Raw genomic sequence first — 16,743 nt, 5'->3', positions numbered from 1 at the left:
GCGGTATATCGGTCCGCGCAGGGTTCATGGAAGCGCCATGTGCCACGAAAGCAGCCTTAGGCCCAACGGACTCCGTCGCAGCGCGTGAAAAGCGCGGGCGTTTACGGGACGAAATCTGGCCTAACGCGGAAAGCCGTCACGCTCGGCGCGCGGCGGCTAGGTTCAGAGAAGTCGCCGGAGAAAATCCGGCTGCCCGCCGTTCAGGCGATCGACTCGATCTCGACCTCGTGCCCATTCACCTCGACGCTGTCGCCGACACTCTTGCCGGTAAGCGCCTTGGCCATGGGCGAGACATAGGAGATCGACCCTTTTGCGGGATCGGCCTCGTCCTCGCCGACGATGCGGAACGTCTGCCTGGTGTCGTCTTCTTTGACGATCGTGACGGTGGAGCCGAAATGCACGGTGTCGCCGCTCATGGGCTCCACCAGTTCGGCCGAGCCGAGCCGGGCCGTCCAGTAGGCGAGGTCGCGGGTGACACGGGCCTCATCGGCCTTGGCCCCCGGCGTCAGCGCGGAGAACTCCGACTGCAGCCGCGCCACCTCTGCCTCCATCTGGGCGAGCCCCTGGGGGGTGACGAAATTGGTGTGGGGCGAGATCGGACGGTCGGGAAGATCCTCGAAGGCCTCGCCGCCCTCACGCTCTTTGACGAATGCACTGCTCATGGAAACGGCAATGCTCCGGGATCGAAACGGTTCCGCTTGCCCTCAGCGGATGGTGACGACGGTGCGGCCACGAATCCGTCCCGCGAGGATGTCTTCCGCGAGTGCCCCGACTTGCGCGAGGGGCACGGTGCTCGTCATCCTGGCGAGGAGGTCCCGGTCGAGCTCCTTCGCGATCCTCGCCCAGGCTTGCCGGCGCTTCGGCAGGGGCGTGGTGACGCTGTTGATGCCGAACAGGCTGACGCCGCGCAGGATGAAGGGCGCTACCGATGTCGGCAGGTCCATGCCGCCGGCGAGGCCGCAGGCCGCGATGGCCCCGTCGGCCTTGGTGGCGGCGAGGAGATTGGCGAGGGTCGTCGAGCCCACCGCGTCGATCCCGGCCGCCCAGCGCTCCTTCGCCAGGGGCTTGCCGGGATTGGCGAGTTCGGCCCGGTCCAGGATCTCGGAGGCGCCGAGGGATGTGAGGTAATCCGCTTCGCCGGCGCGCCCGGTGACGGCGATGACGTGCCACCCGGCTTTCGCCAGAAGCGCCACCGCCACCGATCCGACACCACCGGAGGCACCCGTGACGATGGCCGGTCCGTCGGAGGGGCTCAGTCCATGGGCATCGAGCGCCATGACACAAAGCATGGCGGTATAGCCGGCGGTGCCGACCGCCATCGCCTCTTCGGCCTTCAAACCGTCCGGCAGTGGAACGAGCCAATCGCCCTTCACCCGTGCGCGCTCGGCATAGGCGCCGAGATGGCTCTCACCCACGCCCCAGCCGGTGAGCACTACCGCATCGCCGGGCGTGTAGTCCGGATGCTCGGAGCTTTCGACCACGCCGGAGAAATCGATACCGGGGATCATGGGGAAGCGGCGCACCACGGGCGAGCGACCGGTCATCGCCAGTCCGTCCTTGTAATTGAGGGTCGAGTGGGTGACCCGGACGGTGACGTCGCCGTCCATCAGGTTCGCTTCGTCGAAATCGGTGAAGCGAAGGTTCTGGCCCGCCTCGCCCTTCTCGATCACCCATGCCTTGAACGTCGCCATGTCCGTCGGTCTCCTGACGCCTCGGTCATGACCTGTGGCGGGGCGGGCGTGAATCAAGCCGGCCCCGAGCGCGGATGCGCCCGGGGCCGGGGAGGCGTCGCCTCGCGGTCGATCAGTAGCCGTCGTAGATGCTGCCGGTGGAGAAGCCGAGGCCGACCCCGATATCGGCCGAACTGGCGCCGGTGATGCCGAAGGCATCGGGGATCGAGCCGATGACCGGAGCACGGTGGGAGCCGGCGTAACCGGGGCCGACATAACCGGCGCTGGCGTAACCGGGGCCGGAATGGGCCGGCACCCAGCCGGACCGGCCGCGCGAGACCAGGACGGAGCGCTGGACGCTGGCGTATTCGGCGGGAATCGTCTCCGGGATGGTCTGGCCGGGCTGGGCCAAGATGCGGCGGTGACGGACGGCGAAGCGCGGCGGAATCTCGACCCAGCAGCCGATCATCTCGCCATAGGCATCACGCCGCGTCTGCCAGACGCGACCGCCGGGAGAGACCTGAACCTGTTCGGAGACGGTCTCGTAGACCGGAGGAAGCGAGCGGTAGACGGTGCGGGCGGGGCGGACGAGGACGCGCTCGGACACGGTGTCGTAGACCGGAGGGGTCGTGACATGCCGGTAGCATTCGGCCCCGCCGCAGCCCCCGGCCTGAGCCGATGTCGCGAGGATCGAGGCACCGAGAAGGGCGCCGGCGAGGGCGGAGGCGGACAGCGTGAAATGGGTGACCGGCGCGGTCATGCTCGAATCCTCGACACTGAAATGCGGTGTGATCGGCGCGCACCCAGCATTGGTGCGCAGCCTTCGACGCATTAAAGGCGGTCAAGTTGCCTTCGGAGCAAGCTCTATCGCAGATCAGGGTAAAATTAACCCTGGCTTAACACTACGCAATCTTCACTTTGCTTAAGTAAGGCGCTTCCGTTCGATTCACGGCTCGTTAAACCGGTCTCAGGTCTGCCCACGCTTCAACTGGTAGAAGATGTGACGTCCGATCACGTCCATCTTCTGCAGGCGCCTCGACCAGCCCGGCTTCACGTAATCGGCGTGGTAATGCGTGGCGCCTCCGACCTCGCTGAGATAGGTGCGGCCTTCGATCACCGCGCTGGCGATGCGGGTGGCGCTCTGCCAGGAGGGGCCGTCGGTGATGCGCAGGGACTTGCCCTCGCAGGCGAAGGAGAACTGGCAGCCCATGTAGCGGTGGCGGTTCTGGTAGACGACGCCGCAGACATTCGACGGGTAGAGACCGCTTTTCACGCGGTTGAGCACGACCTGGGCGACGGCCGCCTGGCCGTCCTCGGGCTCGCTCCGAGCCTCGAAATAGACCGCCTCGGCGAGGCAGCGTTGCTCGCGGTCGATGGAATCGGGGACGATCAGGTCGGCATAGCGGTGCCGGGCGTCCTCGGGGACGGTCTCGGCGATGCCGGCGCCGAGATCCTTTCGCGGCGCGAAGCCGGGAAACATCAGGCTCGCCGCCGCGACCTCGATGGGCGTGGCATCCGCCGGGGCCGGTGTCGTGGACGACAAGGCGATGGCGCGCGGAATGGCGGGTGTGGCGCCGTCCGACAGCTCATCGGTCTCCTCCTCGCCGGCCATTTCGTGCGGGGGGGTGAAACCCGAAGCCGGTTCGAGGTCGGGCGACCAGATCGCGGAGCCGGGGACGAGAAGGCCGTTATCGGCGCTCGACAGGCCGACCCTGACGACGGGCGCTTTCGTGTCCTGGCCGGCACCGGCCTCATGATTGGGATAGAGCCGTTCCGTCGCCTTCGCATCGACGCGGCGACGAACCCCCGGCGTATCGTGGGGCAGCCGCAAGGCGATCCGCGCTCCGCCCTGTCCCGTGAGGCCGGATGCGGACGGGTCGGTTCCGGCGCTTGCCGTGAAGGAGACGACGAAGCCGAGGGCGAGGGTCCAGGGCACCATGGAGGCGCGAAACCAGGGCCGTTGGCAGGGGCGGCGAACGCGTTTCGTACTCACGACCAAACAACCCGGTTAGGGACCTGGCCTCGCTGGTCACGCGCAGGGGCGACCAGAAGGGATGATCCAAACTATCGGGCGTTATGGTTGCGAGTGTCTTAAGACGATGAACGTGATCGCGTCTCGCGAAGACCTCGGACGGTCGTCGCGAAGTTGTTCGGACGTATTGGAGAGCGATCAGAGGTTTCCGGGGCGACCGTGTGTCACCGCGAGGGCGCCCACGAGAGCATTGACGCTGGAGCGTCCCTTGCTCTCGGCAATGCGCTCCGCATCGGCACTGCTCTGCGTCGCGACCGCGAAGACGAGAAGAGCGATGGTCGCGACACCGCCGAGCGCCGAGACGACCCAGATATAGGCCTGCTGGACGACCCGTGGCACGGGCACGGCATGCGAGGTTTCGGAGAGGAATACAGGGGGTTGGCTCGAGTCGCTCATGGTCGGCGTTCCCGCGCGTTCAATGCCATCCCACCCAGCCGGGAGCGTCGTCGCGCTTTGGTCTGGCACTAGCACTCAACGTGCCGAAGCGACATCGGTTCAAGGGGTATTCGGAGGTTTATTCAACGAAATTTCGAATGGCGCAGCGCCACGAAAAAGGGCGGCCATCGGCCGCCCTTTCCAGTCTTCAAAGTCTCAAGGTCCGGCACTCAGGCGCGGGTCTTGTCCCGCATCGCGAGCGCTGCCTGAGCGGCGGCGAGACGCGCGATCGGCACGCGGTAGGGCGAGCACGACACGTAATCGAGGCCGACTTCCTGGCAGAAATGGATCGAGGCCGGATCGCCGCCATGCTCGCCGCAGATGCCGAGCTTGATGTCGGGGCGGACCGCCCTGCCCCGCTCGACGCCGATGCGGACCAGTTCGCCCACGCCTTCCTGATCGATCGAGATGAACGGATCGGCCGATAGGATGCCCTTCTGGGTATAGGCCCCGAGGAACGTCGCGGCGTCGTCGCGCGAGATGCCGAGCGCGGTCTGCGTCAGGTCGTTGGTGCCGAAGGAGAAGAACTCGGCGGTCTTGGCGATGTCCCCGGCGCGAAGGGCCGCGCGCGGCAACTCGATCATGGTGCCGACCTGGTAGGACAGCGCCGCGCCGGTCTCCTCGGTGACGGCCTTCGCCATGGCGTCGATGCGCGCCTTGACGATGTCGAACTCCATCTGGGTGAAGACCAGCGGAACCATGATCTCGGCGGTGACGGGGGCATCCGTCTCCTTGGCGGCCTGGACGGCGGCCTCGAAGATGGCGCGGGCCTGCATCTCGGCGATCTCCGGGAAGGCGATGGCGAGGCGGCAGCCGCGGAAGCCGAGCATCGGGTTGAACTCGTGCAGCTCGGTCATCCGGCGGCGGAGCTTCTCCTCGGACACGCCGGTGCTCTTGGCCACATCCTGCACTTCCGCATCGGTATGCGGCAGGAACTCGTGCAGCGGCGGATCGAGCAGGCGGATCGTCACCGGCAGGCCGGACATGATCGTGAACAGCTCGACGAAGTCCTGGCGCTGATAGGGCAGGATCTTCGCCAAGGCCGAGCGGCGGCCCTCGACGTCGTCGGCGAGGATCATCTCGCGGACGGCGACGATCCGGTCCCCTTCGAAGAACATGTGTTCGGTGCGGCACAGGCCGATGCCTTCCGCGCCGAAGTTGCGGGCGGCGCGGGCATCGGTGGGCGTGTCGGCATTGGTGCGCACCTTCATGGTGCGAACCTTGTCGGCCCAGCCCATCAGGGTCGCGAATTCACCGGAGAGCGACGGCTCGAGCATCTTCACTTCGCCGAGGAGGACCTGGCCGGTGGAGCCGTCGATGGTGATCTTGTCGCCGGCCTTCAGCGTCGTGCCCGCTACCGTGAGGGTACCGGCCTTGTAGTCGACGCGGATCGTGCCCACGCCCGAGACGCAGGGCTTGCCCATGCCGCGGGCGACCACGGCGGCGTGGGAGGTCATGCCGCCGCGCGTAGTGAGGATGCCCTCGGAGGCGTGCATCCCGTGGATGTCCTCGGGGCTGGTCTCGATCCGCACGAGAATACACTTGCGCTCGGCCTTGCGGGCGGCCTCGGCATCCTCGGAGTTGAACACGATCTCGCCGGTGGCCGCACCCGGGGATGCCGGCAGGCCGGAGGCGATGATCTTGCGCTCGGCTTTCGGGTCGATGGTGGGGTGGAGGAGCTGGTCGAGGGCGGCGGGCTCGACCCGGCCGATCGCCTCCTCCTCGGTGATCAGGCCTTCGGCGGCGAGATCCACGGCGATGCGCAGGGCCGCCTTGGCGGTGCGCTTGCCGTTGCGGGTCTGGAGCATCCAGAGCTTTCCGCTCTCGATGGTGAACTCCATGTCCTGCATGTCGCGGTAATGGGTCTCGAGCAGCCCATAGATCCGCACCAGTTCGGCATAGGATTCGGGCATCGCCCGCTCCATCGACGGCTTGTCGGACTTGGCCTCGATCCGCGCCTTCTCGGTGATGTCCTGCGGCGTGCGGATACCCGCCACCACGTCTTCGCCCTGGGCGTTGATGAGGAACTCGCCGTAGAGCGCCCTCTCGCCGGTGGAGGGGTTGCGGGTGAAGGCGACGCCGGTGGCCGAGGTGTCGCCCATGTTGCCGAACACCATGGCCTGGACGTTGACCGCCGTGCCCCAGCTCTCGGGGATGCCGTTGAGCTCGCGGTACTTCTTGGCGCGCGGGATCATCCAGGAACTGAACACCGCGCCGATGGCGCCCCAGAGCTGGTCTTCCGCGTCCTGCGGGAAGTCCGAGCCGTGCTCGTCGCGGACGATCTTCTTGTAGAGACCGATCATGTGCTTCCAGTCCTCGGCACCGAGTTCGGTGTCGAGGTTGAAGCCCTTGGTCTCCTTGTAATGCTCCAGCGCCTCCTCGAAGGCGTGGTGCTCCACGTCGAGGACCACGTTCGAGTACATGGTGATGAAGCGGCGATAGGAATCGTAGGCGAAGCGCGGATCGCCGGCGCCCTCGGCCAGGGCTTCGACGGTGGTGTCGTTCAGGCCGAGGTTCAGCACCGTGTCCATCATGCCCGGCATGGAGGCGCGGGCACCGGAACGGACGGAGACGAGGAGCGGGTTCTTGGGATCGCCGAAGCCGCGCCCGGTGAGCGCACCCACCGCATCGAGGGCGGCCTGGACCTCGGCCTTCAGCTCGGCCGGGTATTGGCGACCGTTGTCGTAGTACCAGGTGCAGACTTCGGTGGTGATGGTGAAGCCCGGAGGGACTGGGAGTCCGAGATTGGACATCTCGGCAAGGTTCGCGCCCTTACCTCCGAGGAGGTTGCGCATGGAGGATTGACCCTCCGCCTTGCCGTCGCCGAACGAGTAGACCCACTTCGCCATCGTCATTGATCCGCTTGCAACACTTCGGGATAGCATACCCCTAGATGCCGCGTTGGACCATTGCATGCTGCAACGCAAGATGAACGGCCGTTCGAGGCCCGTTGCGTGTAACGAGAGACGAAATTTGTCATACGGCGGTGTGACAAATATGCATCATGCAGAGCGTGTCACCCCGACGAGAGGGAACCCGGCGGTTTTGCCCGCTTGCGCGCAATCATCGGTCCTGGCGAACCTCGCCCGAGGATCGAGGATCGAGGGCCGATGTCGGTGTTGCCGTCACTCACGGATGACGTTGTCTCGGCCCCGTGCCCGGACCCGATCCGTCCTCAGACCCGATATTTGCCGTTGCGCCGCACCAGCACCCGCGTGCCGACGGGAACCCGCTCGAACAGGTCGACGATGTCTTCGTTCAGCATGCGGACGCAGCCGGACGACATCTGCTCGCCGATGCTCCACGGCTCGTTGGTGCCGTGGATGCGGAACAGGATGTCCCGGTTGTTCTGGTAGAGGTAGAGCGCGCGGGCGCCCAGCGGGTTGTCGACGCCGCCCTTGCGGGTCCGCGGCAGATCGGGGTTGAGGGAGACCATCGTGGTGGTGGGGCTCCAATCCGGCCACACGCCCTTGCGGCCGACCTTCGCCTCGCCCTTCCAGGAGAAGCCGAGCTTGCCGACGCCGATGCCGTACTGACGGGCCGTGCCGTCCTCCTGCACCAGGGCGAGCTGGCGATTGTCGATGTCGACGACGATGGTGCCCGGCTTCTCCGCGCCGGTGTAGCGCACGACCTGCCGACGATATTTCGGATCGAGCCGCGACGTGTCCACCAGCGGGACGTCGTAGGGCTTGTCCGGCATCGAGCCCGTATACCAGGCGGCCTCGTCATCCTGCGCCACCGTCATCGGGCCACGGGAATTGCACGCGGCCAATGGAGCGATGACGAGCAGGCTGAGAAGGACGCGGCGGATATGCATGGAGGGCTCCACGAAAGTGGTCGTCGGGCGGATCATTGCCCTCATGACTACCGTCCGGTGGCCTCTGATGTTGTGTCTTTCACGTCGCAGCAGCAGGGAACATGCCCGTCCGGCCGGATTTACGAGAGGTAGTGGTCATGGACCCAGCCCGTCTGGCTCGGCTGACCTTGCGCATTCAGCACGCTCACCCCGAGCCATCTGCCGTCGCGCTCGATTGGCTCCACCAGCGTCCCGGCCGGAAGCAGCCGGAGCACGGGAAACGTCGTTCCGGGTCCGGTCCGCAGGTTGAGGCCCTCGGCGACATCGACCGTGAGGCCGACACCGTCATTGTCGGCCCGGCCCCCGAAGACGAGGCTGCGGAAATGCGCCATGTCGAAGGCCGGGCCGGTATCCCATTTCCACCCTGCGCTGATGTCGTCATGGCCGACGATCTCCTCGACGCCATAGGTCTTTACAAGCAGCCTCGCGATCTCGGCAGCCACCTGGAACTGAACCGGGGGATAGGGCTCCCAACCGATCGGGCAATTCTCTCCGTTGGGGTTGCCGTTCTTGTGTTTCGCTATGTGCGGATGGGCGATGGTCACACCGGTATGGCTCTTCCATTCGCCTCCAGCCAAATGGAGTGGCCCCCAATTGGCGAGCTCGATGCCGATGGAATGGTGGTTCAGGCCGGACAGGCCGCGCCATGTCGATTTGCCGGCATGCCACGCCACCTTGTCGAAGCGCACGCACTGAATGACCGATCCATCGCGGTCGATGACGAGATGGGCCGACGAACCCGGATTGTCCTTGCTTTGGAACCACTCGGCGCTGGATCTCGCGCTGGCTCCATAGGTGAAATGCATCGCCAGAAAGCGCGTCGGTGAGGGAAGTGCTCCGCCGGTATAAGGCGATGGTAGGGAGGTGACGGGTTTGCCATCGCGGCGCAACTGATTGGCACTGATCGCGAACGCCATGATCCCCGCCCCCTCTCGAGCCGCAAGCGATTCGCGGCAGGACGATCATGTGGAAAAGCCGACGGGCCATGCAACCTGAGATTTAGTGGTATATCTCAGGTTTACACGACTGGCGCCACCGCGCGGCCTGCGTTGCCCCGCCGGTCCGCACGGGGCATGCTCCCTTCGACGCGGCCGAGCCGCCGGAACCCGAGGCGCAGACGCAATGGCCGATACTGAGACGCTCACGGTCGCGGAGATCGAGGAACCCCTCGCCGAGCTCGGGCCGGCGATCCATCTCGACCATTGCGTGATCCATGTCTCGGATTGGGAGCGGTCCACCGCTTTCTATCGCGACGTGCTCGGGGCCGAGGTGATCCCCCGCGGGAAGGGTGTCGCGTACCGGTTCGGTGGCGTTCAATTGAACGTCCATGGTCCGGGGCTGTCGCCGACGCCCCTGGCCGAGCGTCCGGTGATGCCCGGCGGCAGCGATCTGTGCTTCCGCTGGTCGGGTTCGATCGACGACGCGGTGGCGCATCTGGCGGCGCAGGGCGTCCCTGTCGAGCTCGGCCCCGTGGATCGCAATGGGGCTGCCGGCGCGGGGATCAGCGTCTATTTCCGCGATCCGGACGGGTCGTTGATGGAATTCATCACCTACCCGACGGAGTGACGGTTTCGGCTCAGGCGCGGCGTTCCGCCAACTGCTGGTTCGTATGCTCGAGCCGCAGCGCGAGTTCCCGCATGACGGCGATGCTGATCTGCGGGAACTGAGCCAGGAGTTCGAGGAAGACGGTCCGATCGATGCGGAGCGCCGTGATGGGGGTCTCCGCCTGGACGGTGGCCGAGCGCGGCTGGTCTGCCAGGATACCCATCTCGCCGACGAGGGCATTCGGCCCGAGAAGGGCCAGCCGGAACGGGCCGAACGTTCCATCGATGGTCACCGCCGCCGAGCCTTCCAGAAGAAGGTAGGCGGCGTCCGCCACGTCGCCTCGGGCGAAGAGCTGCTGGCCGGCCTCGAAATGAACGCGCTCGCTCGTGAAGGCGAGCAGCTTCAGGCGCGACGGCTCGACACCGCGAAACAACGGCACCTGTCGCAGTGAGGATACCTCCGTGTCGAGGGTCATGATGCGTGGACCATTCTGAGCGCTCCGCTCGCAGGCGCCCAGAGCCGGGCGCTTCTACGTCCCGCGCATCCATGCGGTTTGCCCATCCATTGTCCAGCCCCGCCCGATCTACCCGCATGCCTCACCCTCGCGGAGATCGCCGAAGCGGTCCGCCGCCGCCGATCCATGGGAGTGACCGGCCGCATTCCGCAGCGAATTTCCGGCTTCGCCGAGGCAGATGACGACAGTGATGGACCGTGCACGACCAGACCGAAGCGGCCATTTGTCTTCGGCAAGGTTGGCCGAGGAACCATCGATATTGGCGAAGGTTGTTCAGTTCGAGAACCACATGCTGAGGAGGCGCTGATGGCATCAGGAAATTCTACCTCAAAGCGAGGTTTTGCATCGATGGATCTGGAGCGGCAACGCGAGATCGCGAGCAAGGGTGGGCGGAGCGTTCCAGCGGAAAAGCGTTCATTTTCCCAGGATCGCGAATTGGCCTCGTCGGCCGGTCGCAAAGGTGGCCAGTCGACAACCCCCGGGCGTCACGGCGAAGATTAGAGCCCGGATCGATATCGAAATGAGGCGCGTGCCGTTTGCCGGTGCGCGCCTTTTTCGTTGCGGGCGCCCTTCGGCCATCTGTTCCGTTTCGCGAAAGCGACCGTCGATAGCAAAAAGCCCTCCGCGAAGAGCGGAAGGCTTTTTGCTATCGACCCAAAGAATACTCAGCTTGTTCGTCCAAGGCTTAACCTCATCCTGAGTGCCGCGCAGCGGCCTCGAAGGATGTTTCCAGGGATCGCTCTGCGACTGGAGAGCGCTTTCGAGGCCTCCGCTACGCTCCGGCACCTCAGGATGAGGTCGTCTGTTGGGAAGGTCTACTTTGGCGTGAGTATCCGCTGAGAGACCCGATCGAGCAGGCTCTCAGGGACACCTCAGGCGATGCAGCGCCCCGGGATCATGCGGCGCGCTTCGGGACCTGCCAGCGAACTGATCGCTCCCTCGCAGCCGTCGCGCATCGTCCGGCGCGGTTTCATCACCGGCTTGTCGGTCAGAGCCGAATTCTGATCGGACGCCGTTCCGGGAGCCCGACGCTGGACGGAGAGCGCTGTGGAGACACGGAGTGTCGTACCCCCGGCCTTCGTAGCCCCCATTGGAGCGAGGAAGATCGCCGGAGCGACGGTCGCGGGCGCATGCTGCGTGACAGTGGCGCCGGGAGGTGACCGAAGGTCGGCCTCGCGCTGCAGGATGGGATGCACCAGCATCGTCAGGAGTGCTGCAGGTCCACCGACACTCAAGATGAAACCGGACCGAAGCATTGTCGTAATCTCCAAACGGAGCTTGACAGGATGCTCGATAACCGAACCAGACCGTTCCGGGTTCCTCGACTGGTCTAAAAACTTTATGACTAGTGAACGGGGCCCTCTTTGTTGCTAAAAATTTTCCACCAATGACAAACGGTCCACAGGACGGCGTTGCATAAAAATCACGTCAATCCGTAAAGCGGCAGCCTATGCATTTTTTGGAACCGTGTGGCATCCGGCTCGTTATCGAATCACCCGGCCGCCTGGTCCTCCCCCGCATTCCCCTTGTGCATTGGCCGGAAACTTTTTGACGGGTCGGACTCAGTCCGGCCCGTTTTTTCATGGCCGAAGGGTTGGATCGCCAAAAGAAAAGCCCCGGTGCGAGACCGGGGCTGCGTGCTTCGTTCGAGGCTTGCCGCGGGTTGCGCGGCGCCTTGGTCAGGCCGTCTTCTCGCGCCGCCGGGCGCTCTGCTGGAAGAACAGCGCCTGGCTGATCACCGCCGACACATTGGCGGGCTGGAACGGCTTGGCGATGAGGAAGGCCGGCTCCGGACGTTCTCCGGTGAGGAACCGCTCGGGATAGGCGGTGATGAAGATCACCGGGACCTCGAAGGTCTTCAACAGGTCGTTCACGGCATCGAGGCCCGACGAGCCGTCCGCGAGTTGGATGTCCGCCAGGATCAGACCGGGACGCGAGCCCTCCGACGCGATCTTGATCGCCTCGGACCGTGTGCGCGCGACGCCGATCACGTTGTGGCCGAGGCCTTCCACGAGGGCTTCGAGGTCCATGGCGATCAGCGGCTCGTCCTCGATGATGAGGATCTCCGTGGCCATGTCGGCCGCCAGCTCCCGCCCCGCTTCGTCGACGAGGTCGCGCACCTGGCTGACATCGACCTCGAGGATCACGGCGGCATCCTCCTCGGAGAAGCCTTCGAGGCACGACAGCAGGAACGCCTGACGAGGCAGCGGCGTGATTTGGCCGAGTCGCACTTCGGCGGGCAGATCATGCTGAACATGATCGCTCTGGCCGTTCACCGAGAGGGAGTTCCAGATGCGCGTATAGACGCGGAACAGGTCGGCCTTGACGTTGGTGCTGCGCCCCAACGTATCCGGCTCGTTCACGAGCGTTTCCAGGGTGGCGGCCACATAGGCATCGCCGGCGACCTGGCTGCCGGTAAGCGCCCGCGCATAGCGGCGCAAGTACGGCAGATGTTGCACGACGAGTTGAGCTGTCGACATTAGATCCCCTTAGGCTCTGCCGTTCTTTATGGTCGCCACCGCCACAACGCGGATCGATGGGCTGTGTTCCGCTAGGCCCGGAACCGATTGTATGGCGCTGCGTTGCAGGTGCAGCCATGACTTATGTCAAGCCGCAAAACAATCGCGGCGATGCCACCGCGTGGCATCAAGGGGATAACCGAATGGACGATGACGAGACGGGCCGCATCTCCGTGTCGGAGACGCGATCGGAGCAGGTACATGAGCCGAGACCAGAAGGCCCCGATTCTCACCGCTTGAGTGACCTCACTCAGAAGCGGATCGGCATGCACTTGCGAGCCATGTACGACACCATCGTTCAGCAGCCGGTCCCGGATCGCTTTCGCGACCTGATCGCCCGGATGGACGAATCCTCGGTTCAAACCCTCGACGACGTTTAGGCTACAATACGGATCATTCGTCTGACGTGTGCACCGGCACGATGGCGGTCGTCAGACCGGGCGACGATTGAAGAAAAGCCGCCGGATCATCCGGCGGCTTTCTCGTTTCCGTGCCTATTCGACGCCGTTGCGCCGAGACGTCCGCCCGTTAGAGGGTCGGCGAGCGACCGCGCATCAAGCCGATCACGGCCGAGATGGCGAACAGGACGATGGCGACGAAGAAGACGAGCTTTGCGGCTTCCATGGCGGTGCCGGCAATACCACCAAAGCCAAGCAGAGCGGCCACGAGAGCGACGACGAGGAATGTTACAGCCCAACCAAGCATGGTCCGGATCCTTTTGAAGCTGGCGCGACCTGTGCCGCGACCTCATGACAACAATAACGCCAAGTTCTCCGGCCGGTTCCTGACTTTGACACAAAGCGGTCACGATTGATTTTCGGCCGTCGCTCGTCGTGGTCGCGGCTTGCGGGACTCCGGGTTCTCCCATTTGGACTCACGCCCTTCCTGCGTCTGTCTGAGGTGGATGTGATGTCCGTCCGGCCGCGCGCGCATCGCAGACATGCGTCATATCGACGGGTCTCTTGTCGGCGCCCTGAGGACAGACCCACATAGCTGTTGACGTCAGAGTGGAACCCAGTGTCCCATGTGGCGTTCGTCACCTGTTCCCGAACACGGATGCAATCTGATGAGAGAGTCGCTGGCCGCATCAATCGCACGACGCTTCTTCGATGCGGTCGCCGCTGCCGCTCGCGGATTCGTACAGGTCGTCGAGGGCACGTCCCCCACTCCCCAGCTTGTGCCGGTTCGGGTGCGGGGCGCACGTCGGCGCTGATCAGTAGGTGAGGGTCGAGCGGAGGCCGAACACGGCGCCGCCCTTCATGCGCTGGCCCGGGCGGTTCGGATCGGCGGCACCGCCTCCGGGGTTGAAGACGTATTGGATGTCCGGTTGGATCGTCCAACCGGACGTGACCGCGAAAAGATAGGTCGCTTCGATCGTGGCTTCGTAGCTGCGGGGAACGTGGAACTCGGTGCCGAATGAGAGCCGGTCCAGGTCGTAGCGCCGGGCGTTCTCGCCGATCCGCGCGTAGATGAAGCTCAGACCGAAGGCGTCCTTCGGACGACCGGGTGTCATGCCCGTGACCACGATGCCCCCATCAGCCCAGAGATCGATGAGGTTCCGGTCCGAAGGGCTCGTCGAAAGGCGGGCATAGGCGGCGATTCCATCAGTCTCGTTGCCGCCCATGGGCCGATACAGCTGCGCATCGACGACCGCATAGGCACCGCTGGTGCCGGCGTGGCGGCGGGCCGAGCCGCCGCTGCGTGGGTTTGCCAGGGAAAGTCCCGTCCGGTCGTAGCGGTCATCGTCGAAACGTCCGAAATGCCGGTACGCGCCGAGCTTCACACTTCGACCGAGCCCGTCGGCGCCGGGCACCGCGCGAAACTGGACCTCGCCCATCACCAGGGGGGCGTCGTTTAGTCGAAAATTCAAACCTGTCCGGTTGACGCTCGCCTGATCGCCGGGATCGCCGTTGAAGATGGCAACGAGCCCGCTCACCGAAGCATCGGGCGTCCAGCGCAGCCTCATGCCGGGGGTCGAGATCGGATAGGCGGGGCCGCCGCTCGGGAGATTGGCCCCGGTGATGGTCGGCCAGTCGTTGCTGAGGAAGATCTTGCCGGTCTCGGACGAGAAGAACTCTCCATCCGCCACCAGTTGCCCGAAGCGCAGGCTCAGCGTTCGGTCGCCGGAGGCCCGCTCCAACCAGAGTTCCGAGAGCCGCGTCGAGGGATAGGCTTCGATGTTGCTGACCGTGATGAGCCGCTGGAAGCTCCGGTCGCGCAGGCCGCCGGTATCGTGGATCTGGAAAACGTTGGCGAAGCCGCTCCATCCGGTCCAGCCGGCGAGACGGTCGAAATCGACCCTGACGGCGGTCTCGAACTTGCCGGCATGGATCGCGCCCTGCCTCACCCCGCCGGACAGATTGCCGAGGACCTCGTTCGTATAGAGCAGGTTGTAGTCGATGCCGCGCGCCGCCAACAGGCTGCGGAAGCCACTCGGATCCCCGAATGCGCCGAGCGACGTCTGGATGGAGGGGGGACGGTCGGGCTCCAGCGGAGCCGATTGCGCCGGACGATCGTCCACCGCCCCCGTCTCACCGGGGTCCGACCATGCGGGATCGACCGACAGGAATGCGAAAACGGCGGCGACCATCCGTGTCGGCGCCCTCTGTCGTCGTGCGATCATCCTCATGCTGATCATCGACGCCTCTTCTCGATAGTATAGCCTATGCTATATGATTGGGCAAAGCTTCACCTCCCGGTGCCGCGGCGCGGCCCGGTGGGGGCTGTGTGGTGTGCGCCCGCCGCCCGTCAGGGAAGCGGGCGTCGGACCCTATGCGTCAGGCGCCCGTGACGGTGTCCACCAGGAGCTTGACGTTTAGGACGACGATGATGGCGGCGATCACCCAGGCGAGGAGCTTCAGCCAGGCCGGAATCACCAGGGCGCCCATCTTCTGCTTGTCCGACACGAAGCGCACGAGCGGGATCACGGCGAAGGGCAGTTGCATGGACAGGACGACCTGGCTGAGCACCAGGAGGCGCGCCGTGCCCTCTTCCCCGTAGAGCCCCGTCACGACGACGACGGGGACGATGGCGATGCCGCGCGTGATCAGGCGCCGCGCCCAGTCGGGAATGCGCAGGCGAAGGAAGCCTTCCATGATGATCTGGCCGGCCAGCGTCGCGGTGACGGTGGAGTTGAGCCCCGAGGCCAGGAGCGCCACGGCGAACAGGGTGGAGGCGATGCCGGCCCCGAGCAGCGGCGAGAGCAATTCGTAGGCCTGCTCGATCTCCTGCACGTCGGTGCGCCCGGTGGAATGGAACACCGATGCGGCCATGATGAGGATCGCGGCATTGACGAAGAGCGCCAGCATCAGGGCGATGGTCGAATCCGTCACCGCGAAGCGCAGGGCGCCCCGGCGTCCTTCCTCGGTGCGGGGATAGGCTCGCGTTTGCACGATGGAGGAGTGCAGGTAGAGGTTATGCGGCATGACGGTGGCGCCGATGATGCCGATGGCGATGTAGAGGGCGGCCGGGTTGGTGACGATCTGCGACGAGGGGATGAAACCCGCGAGCACCGCCTGGATCGGAGGCGCGGCGAGCGCGATCTGGATGCCGAAGCACACGAAGATCACCAGCAGCAGCGCGATCACGAAGGCTTCGAGCGCCCGGAAGCCGCGCCGCATCAGCAGCAGGATCAGGAACACGTCGAGGGCGGTGATGATCGCCCCGATGACGAGGGGAATGCCGAAGAGCAGCTTGAGGGCGATGGCGGTGCCGATGACCTCGGCGAGGTCGCAGGCGATGATCGCCGCCTCGCAGGCGATCCACAGCACGAAGCTGACGGGCCGGGGATAATGATCGCGGCAGGCCTGGGCGAGGTCGCGGCCGGTGGCGATGCCGAGCCGGGCCGAGAGGGCCTGCAGCACGATCGCCATGAGGTTCGAGAGCAGGATGACGGCCAGCAGCGTGTAGCCGAATTGCGATCCGCCCGCGATGTCGGTGGCCCAGTTGCCCGGGTCCATGTAGCCGACGGAGATCATGTAGCCCGGCCCGATGAAGGCCAGCAGCCGCCGCAGCCAGGAGCCGTGGGACAGCACGGGAATGCTGGCATTCATGCGCCCGAGGCTCGGCTGTTCGTTCGTCTCGCGGCTGAAGCGCCACCCCCGGTCTTCGTCGAGCCTGTCCATGCCGCGTCTTCCGTCGAGCTGAATCGTGGGTACCGCACTGCACCCGGA

At 65.3% G+C, this 16,743-nt stretch carries 17 protein-coding genes; 3 read left to right on the top strand and 14 right to left on the bottom strand.

The features are described 5' to 3' along the window. Positions 1–200: 200 nt before the first annotated feature. From greA to MBTS_RS02590, 8 genes are all read right to left on the bottom strand, one after another. Entirely contained in the window at positions 201–662 is a 462-nt protein-coding gene (greA, locus tag MBTS_RS02625) for a transcription elongation factor GreA (RefSeq protein ID WP_192215019.1), read from the bottom strand. A gap of 42 nt (positions 663–704) precedes the next feature. Next, positions 705–1,691 (bottom strand): acrylyl-CoA reductase (NADPH), encoded by a 987-nt coding sequence (gene acuI / locus MBTS_RS02620; RefSeq protein WP_192215018.1) that lies wholly within the window; start codon positions 1,689–1,691, stop codon positions 705–707. A gap of 112 nt (positions 1,692–1,803) precedes the next feature. Beyond that, positions 1,804–2,430, bottom strand: a complete 627-nt coding sequence (locus MBTS_RS02615) for a hypothetical protein (protein WP_056146056.1) — start codon at positions 2,428–2,430, stop codon at positions 1,804–1,806. A 207-nt stretch (positions 2,431–2,637) separates the two neighbouring features. After that, on the bottom strand, positions 2,638–3,663 hold the full coding sequence (locus tag MBTS_RS02610; RefSeq protein ID WP_373321260.1) for a cell wall hydrolase: 1,026 nt from the start codon (positions 3,661–3,663) through the stop codon (positions 2,638–2,640). Positions 3,664–3,840: 177 nt separating this feature from the next. After that, on the bottom strand, positions 3,841–4,098 hold the full coding sequence (locus MBTS_RS02605) for a hypothetical protein (protein WP_147832246.1): 258 nt from the start codon (positions 4,096–4,098) through the stop codon (positions 3,841–3,843). Between the two features lie 209 nt (positions 4,099–4,307). Continuing rightward, positions 4,308–6,986, bottom strand: a complete 2,679-nt coding sequence (ppdK, locus tag MBTS_RS02600) for a pyruvate, phosphate dikinase (RefSeq protein WP_026175689.1) — start codon at positions 6,984–6,986, stop codon at positions 4,308–4,310. A 326-nt stretch (positions 6,987–7,312) separates the two neighbouring features. Next, on the bottom strand, positions 7,313–7,954 hold the full coding sequence (locus tag MBTS_RS02595) for a L,D-transpeptidase (protein ID WP_373321261.1): 642 nt from the start codon (positions 7,952–7,954) through the stop codon (positions 7,313–7,315). A 119-nt stretch (positions 7,955–8,073) separates the two neighbouring features. Further along, entirely contained in the window at positions 8,074–8,910 is an 837-nt protein-coding gene (locus MBTS_RS02590; RefSeq protein ID WP_056146047.1) for an N-acetylmuramoyl-L-alanine amidase, read from the bottom strand. Between the two features lie 205 nt (positions 8,911–9,115). Between MBTS_RS02590 and MBTS_RS02585 the strand changes: the two genes are divergently transcribed. Then, positions 9,116–9,559, top strand: coding sequence for a VOC family protein (locus tag MBTS_RS02585; RefSeq protein WP_018042426.1), 444 nt, complete (start codon positions 9,116–9,118; stop codon positions 9,557–9,559). A 10-nt stretch (positions 9,560–9,569) separates the two neighbouring features. On the opposite strand, the gene MBTS_RS02580 is transcribed toward MBTS_RS02585, so the two are convergent. Next, entirely contained in the window at positions 9,570–10,013 is a 444-nt protein-coding gene (locus MBTS_RS02580; protein ID WP_018042425.1) for a cyclic nucleotide-binding domain-containing protein, read from the bottom strand. A gap of 345 nt (positions 10,014–10,358) precedes the next feature. On the opposite strand from MBTS_RS02580, the gene MBTS_RS02575 reads away from it, so the two are divergent. After that, a complete protein-coding gene (locus tag MBTS_RS02575; RefSeq protein ID WP_027172650.1) occupies positions 10,359–10,553 on the top strand; it encodes a con-10 family general stress protein in 195 nt (64 codons plus the stop codon). A gap of 371 nt (positions 10,554–10,924) precedes the next feature. On the opposite strand, the gene MBTS_RS02570 is transcribed toward MBTS_RS02575, so the two are convergent. Beyond that, the gene (locus MBTS_RS02570) at positions 10,925–11,308 is read right to left on the bottom strand and encodes a hypothetical protein (protein ID WP_056146043.1); all 384 of its coding nucleotides are present in this window, start codon (positions 11,306–11,308) and stop codon (positions 10,925–10,927) included. A gap of 423 nt (positions 11,309–11,731) precedes the next feature. Then, a complete protein-coding gene (locus MBTS_RS02565) occupies positions 11,732–12,532 on the bottom strand; it encodes a response regulator (RefSeq protein WP_018042423.1) in 801 nt (266 codons plus the stop codon). 116 nt (positions 12,533–12,648) lie between these two features. On the opposite strand from MBTS_RS02565, the gene MBTS_RS24085 reads away from it, so the two are divergent. Continuing rightward, positions 12,649–12,951, top strand: coding sequence for a NepR family anti-sigma factor (locus MBTS_RS24085; RefSeq protein ID WP_308444982.1), 303 nt, complete (start codon positions 12,649–12,651; stop codon positions 12,949–12,951). Between the two features lie 148 nt (positions 12,952–13,099). Here the strand turns inward: MBTS_RS24085 and MBTS_RS02555 are convergent, their stop codons facing one another. From MBTS_RS02555 to MBTS_RS02545, 3 genes are all read right to left on the bottom strand, one after another. Then, on the bottom strand, positions 13,100–13,276 hold the full coding sequence (locus MBTS_RS02555) for a DUF1328 domain-containing protein (RefSeq protein WP_003599466.1): 177 nt from the start codon (positions 13,274–13,276) through the stop codon (positions 13,100–13,102). 508 nt (positions 13,277–13,784) lie between these two features. Further along, complete coding sequence (locus MBTS_RS02550) at positions 13,785–15,161, bottom strand: carbohydrate porin (protein ID WP_192215017.1); 1,377 nt, start codon at positions 15,159–15,161, stop codon at positions 13,785–13,787. A 187-nt stretch (positions 15,162–15,348) separates the two neighbouring features. After that, on the bottom strand, positions 15,349–16,695 hold the full coding sequence (locus MBTS_RS02545; protein ID WP_056146035.1) for an Nramp family divalent metal transporter: 1,347 nt from the start codon (positions 16,693–16,695) through the stop codon (positions 15,349–15,351). Positions 16,696–16,743: the final 48 nt, after the last annotated feature.

It is taken from the genome of Methylobacterium bullatum (assembly GCF_014845095.1).
Classification (GTDB): Bacteria; Pseudomonadota; Alphaproteobacteria; order Rhizobiales; family Beijerinckiaceae; genus Methylobacterium; species Methylobacterium bullatum.
Note: the sequence above shows the minus strand (reverse complement) of the source record. Positions and strands in the feature narration are given on the sequence as shown.

Excerpts from the sequence above, each read along its gene's own strand:
- greA (WP_192215019.1), bottom strand. The coding sequence starts at position 662 with ATGAGCAGTGCATTCGTCAAAGAGCGTGAGGGCGGCGAGGCCTTCGAG.
- acuI (WP_192215018.1), bottom strand. The coding sequence starts at position 1,691 with ATGGCGACGTTCAAGGCATGGGTGATCGAGAAGGGCGAGGCGGGCCAG.
- MBTS_RS02615 (WP_056146056.1), bottom strand. The coding sequence starts at position 2,430 with ATGACCGCGCCGGTCACCCATTTCACGCTGTCCGCCTCCGCCCTCGCC.
- MBTS_RS02605 (WP_147832246.1), bottom strand. The coding sequence starts at position 4,098 with ATGAGCGACTCGAGCCAACCCCCTGTATTCCTCTCCGAAACCTCGCAT.
- ppdK (WP_026175689.1), bottom strand. The coding sequence starts at position 6,986 with ATGGCGAAGTGGGTCTACTCGTTCGGCGACGGCAAGGCGGAGGGTCAA.
- MBTS_RS02595 (WP_373321261.1), bottom strand. The coding sequence starts at position 7,954 with ATGCATATCCGCCGCGTCCTTCTCAGCCTGCTCGTCATCGCTCCATTG.
- MBTS_RS02590 (WP_056146047.1), bottom strand. The coding sequence starts at position 8,910 with ATGGCGTTCGCGATCAGTGCCAATCAGTTGCGCCGCGATGGCAAACCC.
- MBTS_RS02585 (WP_018042426.1), top strand. The coding sequence starts at position 9,116 with ATGGCCGATACTGAGACGCTCACGGTCGCGGAGATCGAGGAACCCCTC.
- MBTS_RS02580 (WP_018042425.1), bottom strand. The coding sequence starts at position 10,013 with ATGACCCTCGACACGGAGGTATCCTCACTGCGACAGGTGCCGTTGTTT.
- MBTS_RS02575 (WP_027172650.1), top strand. The coding sequence starts at position 10,359 with ATGGCATCAGGAAATTCTACCTCAAAGCGAGGTTTTGCATCGATGGAT.
- MBTS_RS02570 (WP_056146043.1), bottom strand. The coding sequence starts at position 11,308 with ATGCTTCGGTCCGGTTTCATCTTGAGTGTCGGTGGACCTGCAGCACTC.
- MBTS_RS02565 (WP_018042423.1), bottom strand. The coding sequence starts at position 12,532 with ATGTCGACAGCTCAACTCGTCGTGCAACATCTGCCGTACTTGCGCCGC.
- MBTS_RS24085 (WP_308444982.1), top strand. The coding sequence starts at position 12,649 with ATGACTTATGTCAAGCCGCAAAACAATCGCGGCGATGCCACCGCGTGG.
- MBTS_RS02555 (WP_003599466.1), bottom strand. The coding sequence starts at position 13,276 with ATGCTTGGTTGGGCTGTAACATTCCTCGTCGTCGCTCTCGTGGCCGCT.
- MBTS_RS02550 (WP_192215017.1), bottom strand. The coding sequence starts at position 15,161 with ATGGTCGCCGCCGTTTTCGCATTCCTGTCGGTCGATCCCGCATGGTCG.
- MBTS_RS02545 (WP_056146035.1), bottom strand. The coding sequence starts at position 16,695 with ATGGACAGGCTCGACGAAGACCGGGGGTGGCGCTTCAGCCGCGAGACG.